This window comes from Cytobacillus sp. BC1816, assembly GCF_051353635.1.
GTDB classification, from domain to species: Bacteria; Bacillota; Bacilli; order Bacillales; family Cytobacillaceae; genus Cytobacillus; species Cytobacillus oceanisediminis_C.
In genome coordinates, this window is the sequence record NZ_CP195611.1 from 548,137 (window position 1) to 564,307 (window position 16,171).

General features: G+C 41.4%; 18 protein-coding genes and 1 pseudogene. 16 read left to right on the top strand and 3 right to left on the bottom strand.

Features of this window, described 5'->3' with window-relative positions; genetic code table 11:
- Nucleotides 1-22 precede the first annotated feature (22 nt).
- From ACR42H_RS03005 to ACR42H_RS03015, 3 genes are all read left to right on the top strand, one after another.
- On the top strand, nt 23-499 hold the full coding sequence (locus ACR42H_RS03005) for an Lrp/AsnC family transcriptional regulator (RefSeq protein WP_113884231.1): 477 nt from the start codon (nt 23-25) through the stop codon (nt 497-499).
- 259 nt (nt 500-758) lie between these two features.
- Nucleotides 759-1,085: a hypothetical protein gene (locus ACR42H_RS03010; protein ID WP_113884230.1), complete on the top strand. Its 327-nt coding sequence runs from the start codon at nt 759-761 to the stop codon at nt 1,083-1,085.
- A 97-nt stretch (nt 1,086-1,182) separates the two neighbouring features.
- Nucleotides 1,183-1,386 carry a ChaB family protein gene (locus ACR42H_RS03015; protein ID WP_113884229.1) on the top strand — a complete coding sequence of 68 codons (204 nt, stop codon included), beginning with the start codon at nt 1,183-1,185 and terminating at the stop codon, nt 1,384-1,386.
- A 44-nt stretch (nt 1,387-1,430) separates the two neighbouring features.
- On the opposite strand, the gene ACR42H_RS03020 is transcribed toward ACR42H_RS03015, so the two are convergent.
- Nucleotides 1,431-1,901, bottom strand: a complete 471-nt coding sequence (locus tag ACR42H_RS03020; RefSeq protein ID WP_436374675.1) for an SRPBCC domain-containing protein — start codon at nt 1,899-1,901, stop codon at nt 1,431-1,433.
- Nucleotides 1,902-2,060: 159 nt separating this feature from the next.
- On the opposite strand from ACR42H_RS03020, the gene ACR42H_RS03025 reads away from it, so the two are divergent.
- The 8 genes from ACR42H_RS03025 to ACR42H_RS03060 all read left to right on the top strand — a co-directional run bounded on the left by ACR42H_RS03025 (nt 2,061) and on the right by ACR42H_RS03060 (nt 9,116).
- On the top strand, nt 2,061-2,252 hold the full coding sequence (locus ACR42H_RS03025; protein WP_113884227.1) for a hypothetical protein: 192 nt from the start codon (nt 2,061-2,063) through the stop codon (nt 2,250-2,252).
- Nucleotides 2,253-2,439: 187 nt separating this feature from the next.
- Nucleotides 2,440-3,003, top strand: a complete 564-nt coding sequence (locus ACR42H_RS03030) for a VanZ family protein (protein WP_113884314.1) — start codon at nt 2,440-2,442, stop codon at nt 3,001-3,003.
- Nucleotides 3,004-3,023: 20 nt separating this feature from the next.
- On the top strand, nt 3,024-3,707 hold the full coding sequence (locus tag ACR42H_RS03035; protein ID WP_113884226.1) for a response regulator transcription factor: 684 nt from the start codon (nt 3,024-3,026) through the stop codon (nt 3,705-3,707).
- Nucleotides 3,697-4,815 carry a sensor histidine kinase gene (locus tag ACR42H_RS03040; RefSeq protein ID WP_436374676.1) on the top strand — a complete coding sequence of 373 codons (1,119 nt, stop codon included), beginning with the start codon at nt 3,697-3,699 and terminating at the stop codon, nt 4,813-4,815. The genes ACR42H_RS03035 and ACR42H_RS03040 overlap by 11 nt, the downstream gene beginning before the upstream one ends.
- A gap of 124 nt (nt 4,816-4,939) precedes the next feature.
- Entirely contained in the window at nt 4,940-5,491 is a 552-nt protein-coding gene (locus ACR42H_RS03045; protein WP_436374677.1) for a GNAT family N-acetyltransferase, read from the top strand.
- Nucleotides 5,492-5,863: 372 nt separating this feature from the next.
- Nucleotides 5,864-7,396 carry a maltose/glucose-specific PTS transporter subunit IIC gene (locus tag ACR42H_RS03050; RefSeq protein WP_113884222.1) on the top strand — a complete coding sequence of 511 codons (1,533 nt, stop codon included), beginning with the start codon at nt 5,864-5,866 and terminating at the stop codon, nt 7,394-7,396.
- Between the two features lie 24 nt (nt 7,397-7,420).
- The gene (locus tag ACR42H_RS03055; protein ID WP_436374678.1) at nt 7,421-8,113 is read left to right on the top strand and encodes an N-acetylmannosamine-6-phosphate 2-epimerase; all 693 of its coding nucleotides are present in this window, start codon (nt 7,421-7,423) and stop codon (nt 8,111-8,113) included.
- 163 nt (nt 8,114-8,276) lie between these two features.
- Nucleotides 8,277-9,116 (top strand): MurR/RpiR family transcriptional regulator, encoded by an 840-nt coding sequence (locus ACR42H_RS03060; protein ID WP_436374679.1) that lies wholly within the window; start codon nt 8,277-8,279, stop codon nt 9,114-9,116.
- Nucleotides 9,117-9,175: 59 nt separating this feature from the next.
- Here the strand turns inward: ACR42H_RS03060 and ACR42H_RS03065 are convergent.
- Nucleotides 9,176-9,443, bottom strand: a pseudogene (locus tag ACR42H_RS03065) (DMT family transporter).
- 67 nt (nt 9,444-9,510) lie between these two features.
- Nucleotides 9,511-9,834 carry a DMT family transporter gene (locus ACR42H_RS03070; protein WP_436374680.1) on the bottom strand — a complete coding sequence of 108 codons (324 nt, stop codon included), beginning with the start codon at nt 9,832-9,834 and terminating at the stop codon, nt 9,511-9,513.
- A gap of 152 nt (nt 9,835-9,986) precedes the next feature.
- Here ACR42H_RS03070 and ACR42H_RS03075 point away from each other — a divergent pair, with 152 nt between their 5' ends.
- The 5 genes from ACR42H_RS03075 to ACR42H_RS03095 all read left to right on the top strand — a co-directional run bounded on the left by ACR42H_RS03075 (nt 9,987) and on the right by ACR42H_RS03095 (nt 16,167).
- Nucleotides 9,987-11,201, top strand: a complete 1,215-nt coding sequence (locus ACR42H_RS03075; RefSeq protein WP_436374681.1) for an erythromycin esterase family protein — start codon at nt 9,987-9,989, stop codon at nt 11,199-11,201.
- Nucleotides 11,202-11,452: 251 nt separating this feature from the next.
- Nucleotides 11,453-12,310 (top strand): manganese catalase family protein, encoded by an 858-nt coding sequence (locus tag ACR42H_RS03080; protein WP_258756248.1) that lies wholly within the window; start codon nt 11,453-11,455, stop codon nt 12,308-12,310.
- 133 nt (nt 12,311-12,443) lie between these two features.
- Complete coding sequence (locus tag ACR42H_RS03085; protein ID WP_113884215.1) at nt 12,444-13,217, top strand: TerC family protein; 774 nt, start codon at nt 12,444-12,446, stop codon at nt 13,215-13,217.
- Between the two features lie 234 nt (nt 13,218-13,451).
- The gene (locus ACR42H_RS03090) at nt 13,452-14,564 is read left to right on the top strand and encodes a sugar ABC transporter substrate-binding protein (RefSeq protein ID WP_113884214.1); all 1,113 of its coding nucleotides are present in this window, start codon (nt 13,452-13,454) and stop codon (nt 14,562-14,564) included.
- Nucleotides 14,565-14,646: 82 nt separating this feature from the next.
- Entirely contained in the window at nt 14,647-16,167 is a 1,521-nt protein-coding gene (locus tag ACR42H_RS03095; RefSeq protein ID WP_436374682.1) for an ATP-binding cassette domain-containing protein, read from the top strand.
- Nucleotides 16,168-16,171 lie beyond the last annotated feature (4 nt).

The following is a 16,171-nucleotide window of genomic DNA, read 5'->3' on the forward strand; positions in this document are numbered from 1 at the left end:
AATTGAAAAGGGCTGATGGATAGTGGAATCGATTGTAAGCAAGGTATTAGATCACCTGGATATAAAAATATTGGATTTGCTCCAAAAGGACTCGCGGATTAGCAATCTGGAACTGTCGAAAAGGGTGAATCTGTCTGCTCCAGCTGTACACGCAAGGATTAAGCGTTTGGAAGCGGAAGGGTATATCCAAAAGCATGTGGCTATTTTAAGCCATGAGAAGCTGGGCTTTGATTTATTATGCTTCGTGTTCATGAGCACCAACATGCACCAGGCTGAAAAACTGGAATCTCTTGAAAAAACGCTGGAATCCATGAAGGAAGTTTTAGAATGTCATTGTTTAACGGGGGAGTATGATTATCTATTGAAAGTAGCCTGCAGGGATCGCAAGGGGCTGGAGATGTTTATCAGGAAGCTGAATGAATTGGGAATCACGAAGATTCAGACCAGCCTGGCACTTAGGGAGATTAAGGATTCGACGGTGCTGCCGATACAGGAGTAGCGTCTTTAACGAAAACTTGAAACCTTTTCCAATAATTAACGTAGAAAGCAGGAACCAAGGTCAGGAGGGATTAATTTGACAAAAAAGCTCGTGCGGCCCGAAACACGTTATTATGTGCTTTTTGGCGCTGTAATTGGTTCTGTGGTCGGATTAGTGGCTTATGTGAAAAATTGGATCTAATCCATGAAAATTATTGATACTATTCCGTTTTTTATGCACAGCTATCAGCCTTCAGTAGAAGAAATGATGAGGTGGAATCATGAATGATCATAAAGATAAACCTAATGCAGGCTTTACACTGTTTAAACCAACAGGTGTACGCCATGAATTTCCTCTTGTCGACTTAGTGAAACAACGAGTGACGGGAACTGTTCTTTACAAGAATAAAATATATATGACCGTTGTTGTTGACGTAAAGGCAGATACAGTACAAGTTCAAGGAGACACTGCTGATTTAGGGGATTTAGCCATTAGCAGAGAGTCTTACATTGATATGTTCAAAGATCAGGCTAAGTTTTTCATTGATAACCATATTTCTAATCCGCAGGAGTATTATGATGAACTGATTAATAATCCTTCCGAGTAATTGGATGACGGGCAGCATGTATTTCCAAGGGCAGTGTTTAAGGTGCAATTAATCAGGAAAAATACATATAAGTAAATGTGCAGGGGAGGAAGCAAAAATGCCTTATGATAAACTAAGCGATCTGCCTGATTCCGTCAAGGATAATCTTCCGCATCACGCTCAGGAAATTTTTAAGGAAGCGTTTAATTCTGCAAGTGAAGAATATAACGAGGAAGAAACGGCCTTTAAGGTTGCCTGGAGTGCAGTGAAGAAGAAATATGAGAAGAATAATGATGATAAATGGGTGAAGAAGGAAGAGTAAAAAGCTTTTACAGAAAAAGGTGTCACGTTTTTAGGACACCTTTTTTATTCATCCTCAACCGCTTCATTTTCCACATATCTCTTCAAGTTCTGGTATTGCTCTTCAAATACAAATTTAGATGTCCATCCTAAAAGTTTGGTTGTCAGCTTATAGAAGAAGTTGCTTGGAACAAGGCTTGCTTCCACAATCAATCGCGTCCCGTCATGTTCTCTTGATAAGAGATACTTTGAAATGCTTAAGCCTTCTTTGGAATGAGAGTGCATAACAACTTTATGAGGAGCTTCATATTCAATCAATTCGGAATCGATTTTGATGATTTTTTTATCCAGTTTCTGAACAGTGACAAACTTGGTGCCAGGCTCTGGGACCGGTTTATCTTCCTTATTGTCATAAATGTTTTCGATAAGCATAGTATTCCATAGCTTTATTTTTTCATCATCATCTACGTATTTGAAAACCAAGTCAATCGGGGCATGGATAACATCTTCATATCTGTAAACCAGCATTTCTTTCATCTTAAAATCCTCTTTCTTTCTAGTTATTCAAAGGCATCATAATAGTTTTTTCGGCAATAATTTCCTATTGTTAAACTCATAAATGCATCGATTAATTTATTTAAATTTTCTGAAACTAAACAAACCATCATCCGTATATAAAATTAAGGGGTGATGGAAATGTCAGGAGTCATTATAATTGGTTTACTTCTTATTATCATGATCGTTATTGGTGGTTCCAGACCATCGAATCGTTCTTATGCCAGCGGTAAAAGTCATTCTTCCTATCACCATACAGGAGACTATAGCAGTTCACATAACTGTGATAGTTTTGGAGGCGGCTTTGGTGGAGATGGCGGAGGATGCGATTAGTCATTTGTTTTTTAACATCTGTATGCAAAATTTAAAGATTGTTTTAAATTCCATAATACAGAACCCGCCAATCAGGGCGGGTTTTATTTATTCACTAACTTTTTTACTGATTCTTAATCTCTTCTTTAAAAACTCTTTAGAATTTCTTCCTATACTGTGTTTATTGAAAGATAAGGAGGAAGTTAAATTGAAAGAAACAATGTCGATAATGTTTTCAATTCCATCATGGTATGTACTTCTGCCAGCCGCTTTACTGGGATTAATGGGGCTCTGGATCTGGACGAGGTGCCGTAAGGAAAAGGTAAGGCCGTTACAAATTGCCGTTCTGATATCCTTGGGAATCTACTTGCTTTGCGTCCTGCACCTGGTGTTTTTCCCAATTGATGTGAATATAGGGATTTATGCAAATCGGACGCCGTGGTATAAGGCAATCAATTTTATTCCCATTTTGACAATTGATCTGAAAACGTTTTTGTTAAATATTATTATGCTGATTCCTTTTGGCATGTATTTACCGTTTATAATAAAGTCGAAAGGCAGTGCTAAGAAAGCTGCAAAGCTTGGATTTCTGCTGAGTGCTTCCTTTGAGCTTCTGCAGCTGATCATACGGGTAACACTGGGAAGCGGAAGAAGCACGGATATCAATGATTTGCTTGCGAATACTCTTGGAGCAGTTATTGGATATCTGATTGTTAAGCGCATGTTTAAGGTATCTCCTTTAAATAGTATTCTCAAACAGTTTCAGCTTTAGCTGATGGGAGGAAACAGGCAATGACAAGAATCCTGATCGTTGATGATGATCGGCAAATTGCTGATTTGATAGAAGTATATCTGAAGAATGATGGCTATATCATTGATAAAGCCGGGGATGGCATAGAAGCACTTAAGAAACTGGAACAGGCTTCTCCTGACCTGATTGTTTTAGATATCATGATGCCGAAGATGGATGGACTTGAGTTTTGCAAATATGTCAGAAAAAACAATCAGGTGCCGATCCTGATGGTCAGCGCCAAGGCAGAGGATATGGACAAAATCATGGGTTTAATGACTGGTGCCGATGACTATATGATTAAGCCGTTTAATCCCTTGGAGCTGGCAGCGAGAGTAAAAGCATTGCTCCGCCGGGCAAATTATAAAACAACCGGAAAAGATGATGATGTATTATATATCGGATCTCTCGCCATTGAAAAGCGGAGCCATGGCGTTACCGCTGAGGGAAGCGAAATAAAACTAACAGCGCGTGAATTTGAGATTTTATATTTGCTGGCTAAGAATCGCGGCCGTGTGTATGCATCGGAGGAAATTTTTGAAAAGGTCTGGAATGAACCTGGTGAAGGCTCAAACAAGACTGTCATGGTTCATATCAGCAATCTTCGCGAAAAACTGGAAGCGGCCGTGCCGGGTGAATCGATCATTCAGACCGTTTGGGGAGTGGGGTATAAAATTGAAAAATAATATTATGAATCTGCTGCGATATCTGCCTAAGTGGAAAGTCATGATGTATATCCTGCTGTCACTTTTCCTGGCGGTGGTTATAGGAGCTGTTCTCCTGCCGGCAGTATGGTTTTTAGAGGACAATACCAGATTTTTTGAGAGCCTGTTTTTCATCCTATCCTATTTTCGTGAATTCATCTTCCTTGTTTTCTATCTTTTGGCCACCGGGTTATTTTTGCTGATATTTTATCAGTTTGAGCGGAAACGATATCTTGCCATTAATCTTATTAAAGTGACAGAGGATGTTCAGCAATGGGTGAGGCAGGAGTATGCTTCAGAAGGTTTTTGCGTGCAGCCTGAATTTCAGGCACTCGCAGATGGCATACAAAAGATAATTGAAAAATCGGAGGAAGCAATTAAGGAAGTCAAAAGAACAGAGCAGCTAAAAAATGAGCTTGTAACGAGTGTAGCGCACGACTTAAGGTCCCCGCTTACGTCCATTATAGGATATCTGGATCTTATTAATAATGACCGGTACAGTAATGAGGTAGAGCTTCGCCACTATGTTCAAATCATTCATGATAAGACATCAAGCTTATATGCGTTAATTAATGATATCTTTGAATTCACTTATATGCAGAACCAGCAGATCAAGCTGCATAAGGCAGTTATTAATATCGAGGAAATGCTTAATCAGCTGGCCGTACAGACAAAGGTGCAATTGGAAGCAGCAGGAATGGAATTCCGATTATTTTCATCTGTTAATGATCCTGTTGTAGAGGGGGATGGGGTAAAGCTGGCCCGTGTATTCGAAAACCTTATCCAGAATGCAATCCGCTATGGAAGTGACGGCAGGTATCTGGATGCTGCGATACATGATAGAAAAGACATGATTGAGATTGAAATTGCTAACTATGGCCAGGCCATACCGCGCATTGATATTCCGCATATCTTTGATCGCTTTTACCGCGTTGAAAAGTCACGATCCCAGTATACAGGTGGTTCGGGTTTGGGACTTGCGATTTCCAAAAGCATCGTCGATCTTCATAGCGGGTACATAGATGTGGAGAGTGCACCAGGGAAAACGGCTTTTACGATTAGGTTATTCAAAAAGTATAGAAGTAAATGATCAGAAGTGTGTTAATCCTCGATTAACGCATTTTTTAAATGGCTGACTGCGGCCTGATCGGAGAATATGCAGGAAATATTGGCCGGCTGGCCAGGTAAGCCATAGCCGCGAAAGGGAGTTAATAATGAATAGTATCATGATAAGAAGGCCAAAAGCAGAGGATGTAAGAGTACTAAATAGTTTCTTTAGAGTGGTAATAACCGATACGTTTCTTAAAGAAGGTATTGGTGATTTGCTGGAAGACATGGAAGAAGAAATTATAGCCAAGAAAAACTATTTGAATATGGATATGAAAAGCGGCGGTAAGGAACGGTATTTTCTAATCGCTTTACTTGGCGATAAAATCGTTGGTTCAATAGAATGCGGTCCAGCCAGTGAGCTAATAATCAGAGGTTCGGATCAGGCACTTAATGGCTTTTATGAAGTGGGTACAGTCTTTGTACATCCTGACTATCAGAAAAAAGGCATAGGCAATCAATTGTTAGCATCAATGTATTTGACCTTAAGGAATAAAGGAGTAGAAGAATTCTGTTTAGATTCAGGATATAAACATTCACAAAAAGTCTGGAGAAGAAAATTTGGAGAACCGGATTATTTGTTAAAGGATTATTGGGGAGAAGGGGCTCATCATATGATTTGGCGAATCAAGGTTAATTCTTTTAATAATCTTGCCTAGCTGTTTAGTAGACAACTCCTTTTGCAGGTTAATGGCTAATTGTCACTCTCCTTAAAAAGAAGGCCCTGTTAGCGATATTTCAATTTCAAAAGACCAGCCAGATATTTTCTGGCTGGTCTAGTATTGTAAATGAAAATTTAACGGAATAAAACTTAATTGTTAACTATTTCTCCTTTTACTGGCATCCGAATTTCGCTATATGCTTTTTTGGGCACTTTTGCAATTGAACGTATTTTCAGCGTTGGCGGCAGAATAATGAAAAGGGTTGAAAACGGTTTCAATTCCATTGAACTGCTGCAGCTGTGAATATATGATACGGATAGAAGGTTAAAGCAGTAAAGCTTCTCATCAAGATAAAGGGGGTCAGTATCAATGAAAAAAGCTTTTGAAAAGGCACAGCAATTTGGTAAATCGTTTATGCTGCCAATAGCTGTTTTGCCGGCAGCAGGTTTATTATTAGGAATTGGCGGAGCGCTGTCTAACCCGAATACGGTTTCAGCTTATCCATTTTTAGATATCAGCTGGCTGCAAGCCATTTTTACGATCATGAGTGCGGCAGGTTCAATCGTATTTGCCAACTTGCCGATCATATTTGCGGTAGGGGTAGCGATCGGTTTAGCCCGTTCAGATAAAGCAACGGCTGGTTTAGCAGCCATGATCGGTTATTTTGTTATGAACAGTACCATCAGTGCACTGCTTTCGTTAACCGGAGACCTGGCCAAGGATAACCTGGCAGGAGCAGGTCAAGGTCTGGCTGTCGGGATTCAGACTTTGGAAACTGGTGTATTTGGCGGAATTATCATCGGGATTACAGCAGCTGCCCTGCATAATAAATACAATAAAATTCAGCTGCCTCAAGTGTTAGGATTCTTTGGGGGTTCTCGCTTTATTCCTATAGTCGTTTCATTTGCTTCGATTTTTGTAGGAGCGATTCTATTTGTGATATGGCCTTATTTCCAGGCGTTAATCAATGGGCTTGGGTCAGTGGTTACAGGCACCGGGGAAATCGGAACCCTTTTCTATGGATTTATATTACGTATGCTTGGACCGCTTGGCTTGCACCATATTTTTTACCTTCCTTTCTGGCAAACCGCTCTCGGCGGAACACTGGAGATTGGCGGAAAATTAGTCAGCGGTACACAAAATATCTTTTTTGCGCAATTGGGTGACCCATCGACTGAACAATATTACGAAGGGGTATCCAGATTCATGTCAGGCCGTTTTATTACAATGATGTTTGGCCTGCCGGGAGCCGCATTGGCCATCTACCATTGCTCTAAAAAGAAAAACAGAAAAGTGGTAGCAGGTATTTTGCTATCAGCAGCGTTAACATCATTCCTGACTGGTATCACAGAACCTCTTGAATTTAGCTTCCTGTTCGTGGCACCTCTACTTTATTTAGTGCATGCGATTTTCGATGGTTTAGCTTTTATGATGGCAGACATTTTCAATATTACGGTCGGTCAAACCTTCTCAGGGGGATTTATTGATTTCATTTTATTTGGAATTCTTCAAGGTGCCGATAAAACAAATTGGCCATATGTATTGATGGTAGGTATTCCATGGTTCTTCCTATACTACTTTACGTTTAAATTCCTAATCAGAAAAAAGAACTTCAAAGTTCTTGGACGTGAAGATGAAGAACAGGCAGCAGAGCAAGTTTCAGCTACAGACCGTGCCAAAACAATTGTAGAAGGATTAGGCGGAACAAATAATATTGATATTGTTGATTGCTGTGCGACTCGTCTGCGGGTAACTGTTAAAGATGATTCCCTGGTAAAAGATGATGTCATTAAACAGACTGGATCAAAAGGAATTGTGAAAAAAGGAACGGGTGTTCAAATTATTTATGGACCTCAAGTCACCATTGTTAAAAACGAAGTAGAAGAGTATTTAGGTCAGTAATAAATAATAAGGACGTGTTTTTAAATGCATCAAGTGCTGGAACAGATCAAAAATGGACTAATCGTATCCTGTCAGGCTTTAGATGGAGAACCGCTTCATAGTCCGTTCATTATGGGACGCATGGCATTGGCTGCAAAGGAGGGAGGAGCCGCTGGCATTCGGGCAAACTCCGTCCCTGATATTAGGGAAATTAAAGAACTGGTCGATCTTCCTGTGATCGGTATCATCAAACAGGTATACAAGGACCATCCTGTCTTTATTACACCAACCATGAAAGAAATCGATGCCTTAGCTGAGACGGGTGCCGAAATCATTGCAACAGATGCAACTAATCGGATCCGGCCGGATGGCAGGGATTTAGAATCGTTTTATAAGGAGATAAGGTCAAAGTATCCACAGATTTTGCTGATGGCAGATGTTTCTTCAGTGGAAGAAGCTGTTTTTGCCGATAAGCTGGGATTTGATATAGTGGCACCAACATTATACGGATATACAGAAGAAACTAAAGGACTGAAAATTGATGATCATGACTACGCCGTGATCAAACAAATCGTCAAAGATGTGAAGCATGCAAAGGTAATAGCTGAAGGGAATGTATCAACCCCGGAAATCGCACGCTCTGTGCTGGATATTCATGTTCACTCAGTTGTGGTAGGCGGTGCGATTACAAGACCGCAGATCATTACGAAAAGATTTGTAGACGCTATGCAAAAATAAAAGATTAGCTGAAAATAGCCCAGGCTGCCGACTGGGTTGTTTTCAGCTTTTTGATTTTGTGCTGCTAGTTAAGGGTATTTCATAGTTTTTAGCAAATAATCTAAAAGTAAGGAAAGTATCTTGTATAATGTATCTATGGATTATCTAATAGAGGAGAAAGAGTATGGAATATCTCGGTGAGAATCTTCTGCATGGCATAGCCTGCACCATGGAAAAGTTCACAAGCTCTGAGTCGGAATTGGCAAAGTATATAATCGAAAATCCGGATGAAATCAGCCAAATGTCGATTAATCAAATCGCTAAAAAAATTCATATTTCCCCAGCTACTATCACCCGTTTTTGTCAGAAAATCTCTTTTTCAGGTTTTAATGAATTTAAGCATGAATTAAAAAGATATATCGATTTAAGAAACAAACCGGCTGTGTCCAGTGATATCAAGGAGATTGATTATTTTTCCAATCTCTATCAAAATCATTTGGAGATTATCGAAACGACTTTTCGGAAAATGACTTATTTAGATATTCAGCAGGCCGTTTCACTTTTAACGGATGCAAAGAAAGTGCATGTATACGGCATCGGCAACTCAGGAATTGCAGCGCAGGAGTTCAAATGGAAGTTTTTCAGAATTGGAATCCAGGTTGAGTCGATTACAGACCCTCATCAAGCCGTGATGGATGCTGCGTTAAGCTCAGACGGAAATCTTGTCATTGGCATTTCGGTTTCAGGGAAAACAAAAGAAGTCATTGATGCAGTTAAAATTGCCAAGCGGCAAGGTGCGTCAGTGCTTGCCATCACAAGTGATAAAACATCTGAACTTTCCCAGTTAGCAGATTTATCCCTTCTGGTTATGAGTAAAAGCAGTATGCATATGGGCCAGAACATTTCTCCAACGCTCCCTCTTTTTCTGCTCTTTGATTTATTGTACACAGAACTTGTTGCAAAGGATTATATGAACCGTGTTAAGATTCGGGATAAGACGCTGAGGGCCTTAAAGGATATTTAATAAAGGGAGTGCGGCCTCTGCTCAATCTCGCCATACATGATGAAATCAAAAAAAGAGCCCTAGCGTGATGGCTCTTTTGCAGTTTCTGCATTGCTGGAAGAATTCAATGCGATTATTCCTCCGATAATCAGTATGATTCCCAGTATCTTGAGGCTGCTGAATGCTTCCCCCCATAGGATGGTGCCGATTAACGCAGTTAATGCTGTTCCTGCTCCTGACCAAATGGCATAAGCCAGACTTAATGGAACGGTATAAGCAATAAAATGAAAGTGCATAGCCAAACATGACTCCTGCAGATGGAAGCAGCACGGTAAATCCATCTGACAACTTGAGCATGGTGGTGGCAAAAATCTCCCCGGCGATTGAGATTGTTAAATAAATGTAACCCCTCATATTAATAGCCTCCACCGCTGTTCAATAAGATTACTCCTCCAACTATTAAGGCCAATCCAAGGATTTTCTTGCCATTTACATTCTCTTTATAGACGGTAATCCCGACCAAGGCTGTCAGCACGGTCCCGAGGCCAGCCCAGATGGCATAGGCCACTCCGAGCGGCAGCGTTTTTAACGATAAAGATAGCGCGTAAAAAGCGATGCTGTATCCAATGATTACCCCAAGAGATGGCAGAAGCTTTTTAAATCCGTTTGCTGCTTTGAGCATGGAACTGCCAAACACCTCACTTACAATGGCTAATGCTAAAAGTAAATAAGCATTCATAAAGCCTCCCCGTTTCTTCTCCGAATGGATTCAATTCATTTTACCCTTTCGAAGGTTCCTTTTGCCAAGTAGATGAATAAAAGAAAAAGTGAAACCAATTTATTTCCAAATCGTATTCATAGATATACTCCGCCTATGATGGAGGCTTGTTAATGAATTTTATAACACGAAAAACAAAGTCACTTTGGATAGATCAAATAGCCAGCAAGAGCAGTGAGATAACGGATCCTTCAGATTTCACCTGTATGGATCCATACGTTGAGGGGAAAAGGATTGTGCTACTGGGAGAGAGCAGCCATGGAGTTGGGGATTTTTACACGAGCAAAATAAATATGATTAAGTATTTGCATAAAGCACATGGATATAATGTGATTGTAGTGGAGAGCGGTCTGCTTGAAGCCGTATTTTGCAGGAAGCTGCTGAAAGATCTGCCTGCCAGGGAACAAATCCAGCATGGACTGCTGGATATTTATCATAATGAAGAAATGCTGCCTTTATTTCTGGAATCCTGGGCGAAAGGTCTGCATCTCGCCGGTATGGATATTCAGCCTGCATACCAGCTGATATCGCAAAACATGCTGGAATGGCTTAAGATTCATACAGATGCAGAACTATATGCTTCCATTTATCAGGCAGAAACAGTATTTTTCAACATTGATGAGGAGATAAGGGGACGAACGAAAATACGTAAGCAGATTAGAGAACAGATAGAAGTGTGTATGAATTTATATCAGTCAAGTCTAGAGCTGTTTGAGAGCAGATGGAAAGAAGATAATCCGGAAAAAGAAAAGATCTTTCACATTATTGGGAAGGGACTCGAAAATCGGCTGAAGTGGCTGGAAATCAATACAAAAAGCTGGATTGCTTCTGGCGTCACACGGGGAAGGCATATGTCAGGAAATCTGCAGTGGTTAATGGAAGAGTGTTACAAGGGTGAAAAGGTCATTGTATGGGCTCATAATTTTCATATTAGAAAAAGCAAAACAGTGACTTCTAAGCTGTTTGGTATCACGAACGTCGGGCAGCAGCTATCGAAATGCTATGGGGATCAAGTTTACTCCATAGGTTTTTATGCCGGGGAAGGTGAGCTTGCCTCCCTGCTTAGAGTGAACTTTCCTATTAATGTGTCAAATAAGCAGTTAGAAAGTTTGCTTATGGAGGCCTGTGGGCATGACAGTTTTATTCCTTTATGTGAAAAGGGGCTTCCACAGCGGAACTGGCTGAATCGGAGGTGGCAGCTTCTCGAAGCTGGCATGATGGGGCTGTTGCCCATTTCCATCCATCCGCAAAAGCACTATGACGGCATTATGTTTTGCAGGAAGGTTAAGCCGCCTATTTATTTTAAGCGTGATCAGAGTAATGTATGAAGTTTTTAATCTATATGCAAGTTGTCATGGCCATAATGGTACTGGTTAACCTGGCAAGTGAAGTTATGTAAAAGGTAATTTATTCAGCTTTTGCAAGCTCGCTTACAGTGTTTTTTTTCAGGGTCATTGCTTTTTAATTAATTTATCTATCCAAATAAATGAGTCTTGGATCAATCTGCTTTCTTTGATGAATAGCCTGCCTAAGGCAAGGCATTCTAATTAAGAGTGCCGGAATAAGGAGATTGATGAACATGTACTTTTATAAAGAAGATTTAATTAATATGATTGTGCCGGATAAGCCGGATCCGCATGCGGCGAAAGTGCTGCAGGAAGCGTTGGGCGGTCAGTTTGGCGAAATGAGGACGCTGATGCAGTTTTCATTCCAGAGTGCCAATTTCAGAGGGAAAGCGAAGCAATATCGTGATCTGATCAGAGGTGTGTTTTTGGAAGAGCTAAGCCATGTCGAACTCGTTCAAACTACGATTAATCAGCTTCTAAATGATGCTGGGGGAAGTATGCCAGGCAACCAGGCTGAAGATGGGGCTCCATTGGATGATGTGATTCAAGGAGGCGCTAACCCTCATCATTTTATTATGGGGGCAAAGGCTTCTCTTCCTGTTGATGCTGGCGGGAACCCGTGGAATGGCTCTTGGGTATATGACCACGGCAACCTGGTGGCAAACCTTCTGAATAATGTGGTTCTTGAATCGACAGGTGTTCTCCAGAAATCAAGGATTTACGAGATGAGCAGCAATAAGACGCTTAGAGAGACGATTGCCTTCCTGATTGTCCGGGATAATGCCCATCAAAATGCATTCGCAAAAGCACTTGAAACGTTAGGAGTGAATTGGGGCAAAATATTCCCGATTCCAAATTACGATTTAAATAAATACCCTGAATGCCGAAAATATGTGGAAATGGGCTTCCACAATGCCCAGTTTAATTTCAGGCTTGATGATACCCGGATCGGTGAGGTTTTCCAGGGGACCACTCCAAGCAGAAATGGCGGAGATCTTGCCGTGGTAGAACCGCCTAAAGGCTATCCTGTTCCTGAAATGCCTGATATGCCGAATGAGCATGCGCCGGGGCTTTTTGATTTGAATAATTAGTTTTTTCTTCTGGCGTCCTGAATATAGGACGCCATTTTATTATATATTTTTAAGGTTTCCTCCAGCATTTTTGGGGAATCTATAGTTATCGAATCAATGAAGAGCATTTTGTTGCAGAAAAGGAGTGTCGCGGATGGAGTCCATTTGGCTCGAGTATGCATGGGCATTATTGATATTAATAGGACTGGAAGGTTTGCTGTCGGCTGACAATGCTCTTGTCTTAGCTGTCATAGCGAAGCATTTACCCGAAGATCAGAAGAAAAGGGCGATTAATTATGGAATCATTATGGCTTTTGTTTTCCGGTTTGGTGCGCTTTTTGCCATTTCCTTTATTGCAAACGTCTGGCAGATCCAGGCGATTGGGGCGGCCTATCTATTGTACCTTGGTTTAAAACATGTGATTAAGGCCAGGTTCGGAAAAGAAAATGAAAATATTCGTGAGGATGTAAAGGAAGAAGCGGCCGGGAAAGGATTTTGGCCAACAGTAGGGAAGATTGCATTAGCCGATCTTGCCTTTGCCATCGATTCAATTCTTGCTGCTGTTGCGCTGGCACTAGGTCTGCCGGATTCACCGCTTAACGATTTCGGCGGCATGGATGGCGGACAGTTTATTGTAGTGGTGCTGGGCGGGATTGCCGGATTGATCCTGATTAAGTTCGCGGCTACCTGGTTTGTTAAGCTCCTTGGTAAACGCCCTGCATTGGAAACAACCGCTTATGCGATTGTCGCCTGGGTTGGTGTCAAGCTTGCTGTTATTACACTTGCCCATGAGGATATCGGTGTCCTTGATCATCATTTTCCTCACAGTACAGGCTGGACACTGGTCTTTTATGGCGTATTGGTGGCCATTGCCCTGTTTGGCTGGTTTGCACCGGGTAAGAAGGAAACTGAGGGTGAAGTTTTATAAAGAGAAATGCGTTGATCTTTGGATTAACGCATTTTTTTATGGACATAAAAATGCAGCTATTGCGGCTGTCTTTTTTTATTATGGAAAAACAAAAAAATTGAGAACGGATTAAGTATAAAAAATTACAGGTGATATTAAAAGAGTGCTAGTGATAACGCTTTCATGAACTGGTGATAAAGTTATAATTTTTCCTGTAGGCAGGTAATTTTTATCCATTATAAAGGGGGAAAAAGAATGAAAAGAAAGTGGAAAGTCATTTCTCTTATGCTGACGGTTATGATGTTTGCGTTTATTGCAGCAGGATGCAGCCAGGGCACTGGCGGCGGCAGCAGTGAAGTAAGTGTCGGAATCGTTTTGCCAACGAAAGATGAGCCCAGATGGGTTCAGGATGAGCAAAGATTTAAAGATGCGTTAAAAGGAACGGAATATACAACTGAGATTTTGTTTAGCCAGGGATCTTCGGCTAAGGAAAAAGAAAATGTAGAGACATTGCTGAACAAAGGTATTGATGTGCTGATTATCTGTCCGCAAGATGGCGATGCAGCTGCTGCAGCGGTTGAAGCTGCAAAGAAGGATGGCGTAAAAGTCATTTCTTATGACCGTTTAATTACCAATACAGATGCAATTGATTATTATGTAACTTTTGACAGCCTTGCTGTAGGAGCTGCACAGGCACAATACCTGGCAGACAGCGTAAAGGGCAAGAACGTGCCTCTGTATCTATATGCAGGCGCTGCTTCTGATAATAATGCTTTCTTATTCTTCCAGGGAGCATGGAGTGTACTTCAGCCTAAGATTGCAGATGGCACATTCAAGATTGCTAACTCAAGCGAAGCCGAAGCTTTGAAAGAGACAGCTGATCTGTCCCGTGACCAGCTAAGCAAAATCATTGGCCAGGTGACAACGAACTGGGATCCAAACGAAGCGAAGAACAAGGCACAAACACATTTAACAGCTGCTTCTGACGATATGAAGGGCAATGTGGCAATTCTTGCTCCGAACGACGGAACTGCCCGTTCCATTGCAGATGTTTTTGGAACTGACAGTGCAGTATCCAGCTATCTTGTAACAGGTCAGGATGCTGAGAAAGCTTCCATTCAATACGTTATTGATGAAAAGCAATCCATGACAGTATTCAAGGATGTTCGTACTCTCGTAAAAGATGCAATGGGCATGGCGATCGATATCCTTGAAGACAAAGACCCTGAGACAACTGGTTCTTACGACAACGGCAAGGTTGAAGTAAAAGCAAAGCAAACAGATGTAATCGTTGTTGACAAAGATAACGTGAAAAAAGAACTGATTGATTCTGAATACTATAAAGCAGATGAATTTACAGGACTTTAATCAATAAAGGGCGAGAAATAGTGATAGATGCGTCTATCACTATTTCTCCTTCTGAATAGCTGTTTGGCTAGGGGGGAGCATAATGAGCGAAAATATTTTAGAAATGCACGGGATTTCCAAGGAATTCACAGGTGTCAAAGCGCTCAGCAATGTCAATTTCAAGGTGAAGAAAGGTGAGATCCACTGCTTGATCGGTGAAAACGGAGCGGGTAAATCCACTCTGATGAAGGTGCTCAGCGGCGTATATCCTTATGGCACATATGAGGGTGATATTGTATTTGAGGGCAGTGTACAGCAATTCAATAAGATCAGTGACAGTGTAAAAGCAGGAATCGTCATTATCTATCAGGAACTTGCCTTGTTTCCGGATCTCACAGTCTATGAAAATATCTTTGCGGGCAATGAAATTAAGCAGGGCGGAATCGTCGATTGGAACCGGACCATTGCTGAAGCTAAAAAAATGCTGGATAAGGTTAAGCTCGATGTGAACCCTGAAACACTCGTAAAAGACCTGAGCGTTGGAAAACAGCAATTAGTCGAAATTGCCAAAGCTTTAAGCAAGGATGTGAAACTGCTTATCCTGGATGAGCCGACTGCAGCACTTAATGAGGATGACAGCGAAAATCTGCTGGATCTGTTAGGCGAGCTGAAAGAGCAGGGAATTACCTGCATCATGATCTCCCATAAGCTGAAAGAAGTCATCTCGATTGCAGATAAAGCGACTGTGCTTCGTGATGGCCAAACCATTTGTACCCTGGACGCTGCAAAAGGGGAAATCTCTGAAAATGTCATTATAAAAAACATGGTCGGCAGGGAGATAGAAGATATTTATCCAAAGAGGCCGAACAAAACATTTGGCGATCCTGTTCTTGAGCTTCGCAGCTGGTCTGCGTATGCTGTGCACTTGGGCAGGCAGGTTGTAAAAGATGTTAATTTTCATGTCAAAAAAGGAGAGATTGTCGGGGTTGCGGGCTTGATGGGGTCAGGCAGGACTGAACTTGCTCTGAGTATTTTCGGAAATCCAAAATTCTATAAACTACAAGGCGAACTATTGGTGGATGGCGTTCCAAAAACGCTGAAGCATCCGAGTGACGCCATCAGGTCAGGGATTGCGTACGTAACGGAAGACCGAAAAGGGGACGGCCTGTTTTTAATACAGGATATTAAAAACAACATTTCTGCGGCAAACCTCAAACGGGTTGCTGTAAATGGAGTGATTAATGATAACGAAGAAGTAAAGGAAACAACGGAATATAAAAAGTCCATGTATATCAAAGCATCTTCCCTTGAACAGGCTGTCGGCAATTTGAGCGGGGGAAATCAGCAGAAAGTGTCCCTGGGCAAATGGCTATTCGTCGGGCCAAAATTACTGATCCTGGACGAGCCGACTCGGGGCATTGATGTTGGGGCTAAGTTCGAGATTTATACGATTATGAATCAATTGATTGAGGAAGGCATGAGCATTATTATGATTTCTTCAGAACTGGGTGAAGTTCTTGGGATGAGTGATCGTGTCTATGTCATGGCGGAAGGCGAAATTAAAGGCGAGCTGTCGATTGAAGAAGCAAACCAGGAAAGCATCATGCAGCTCGCCACGCAATAGGAGG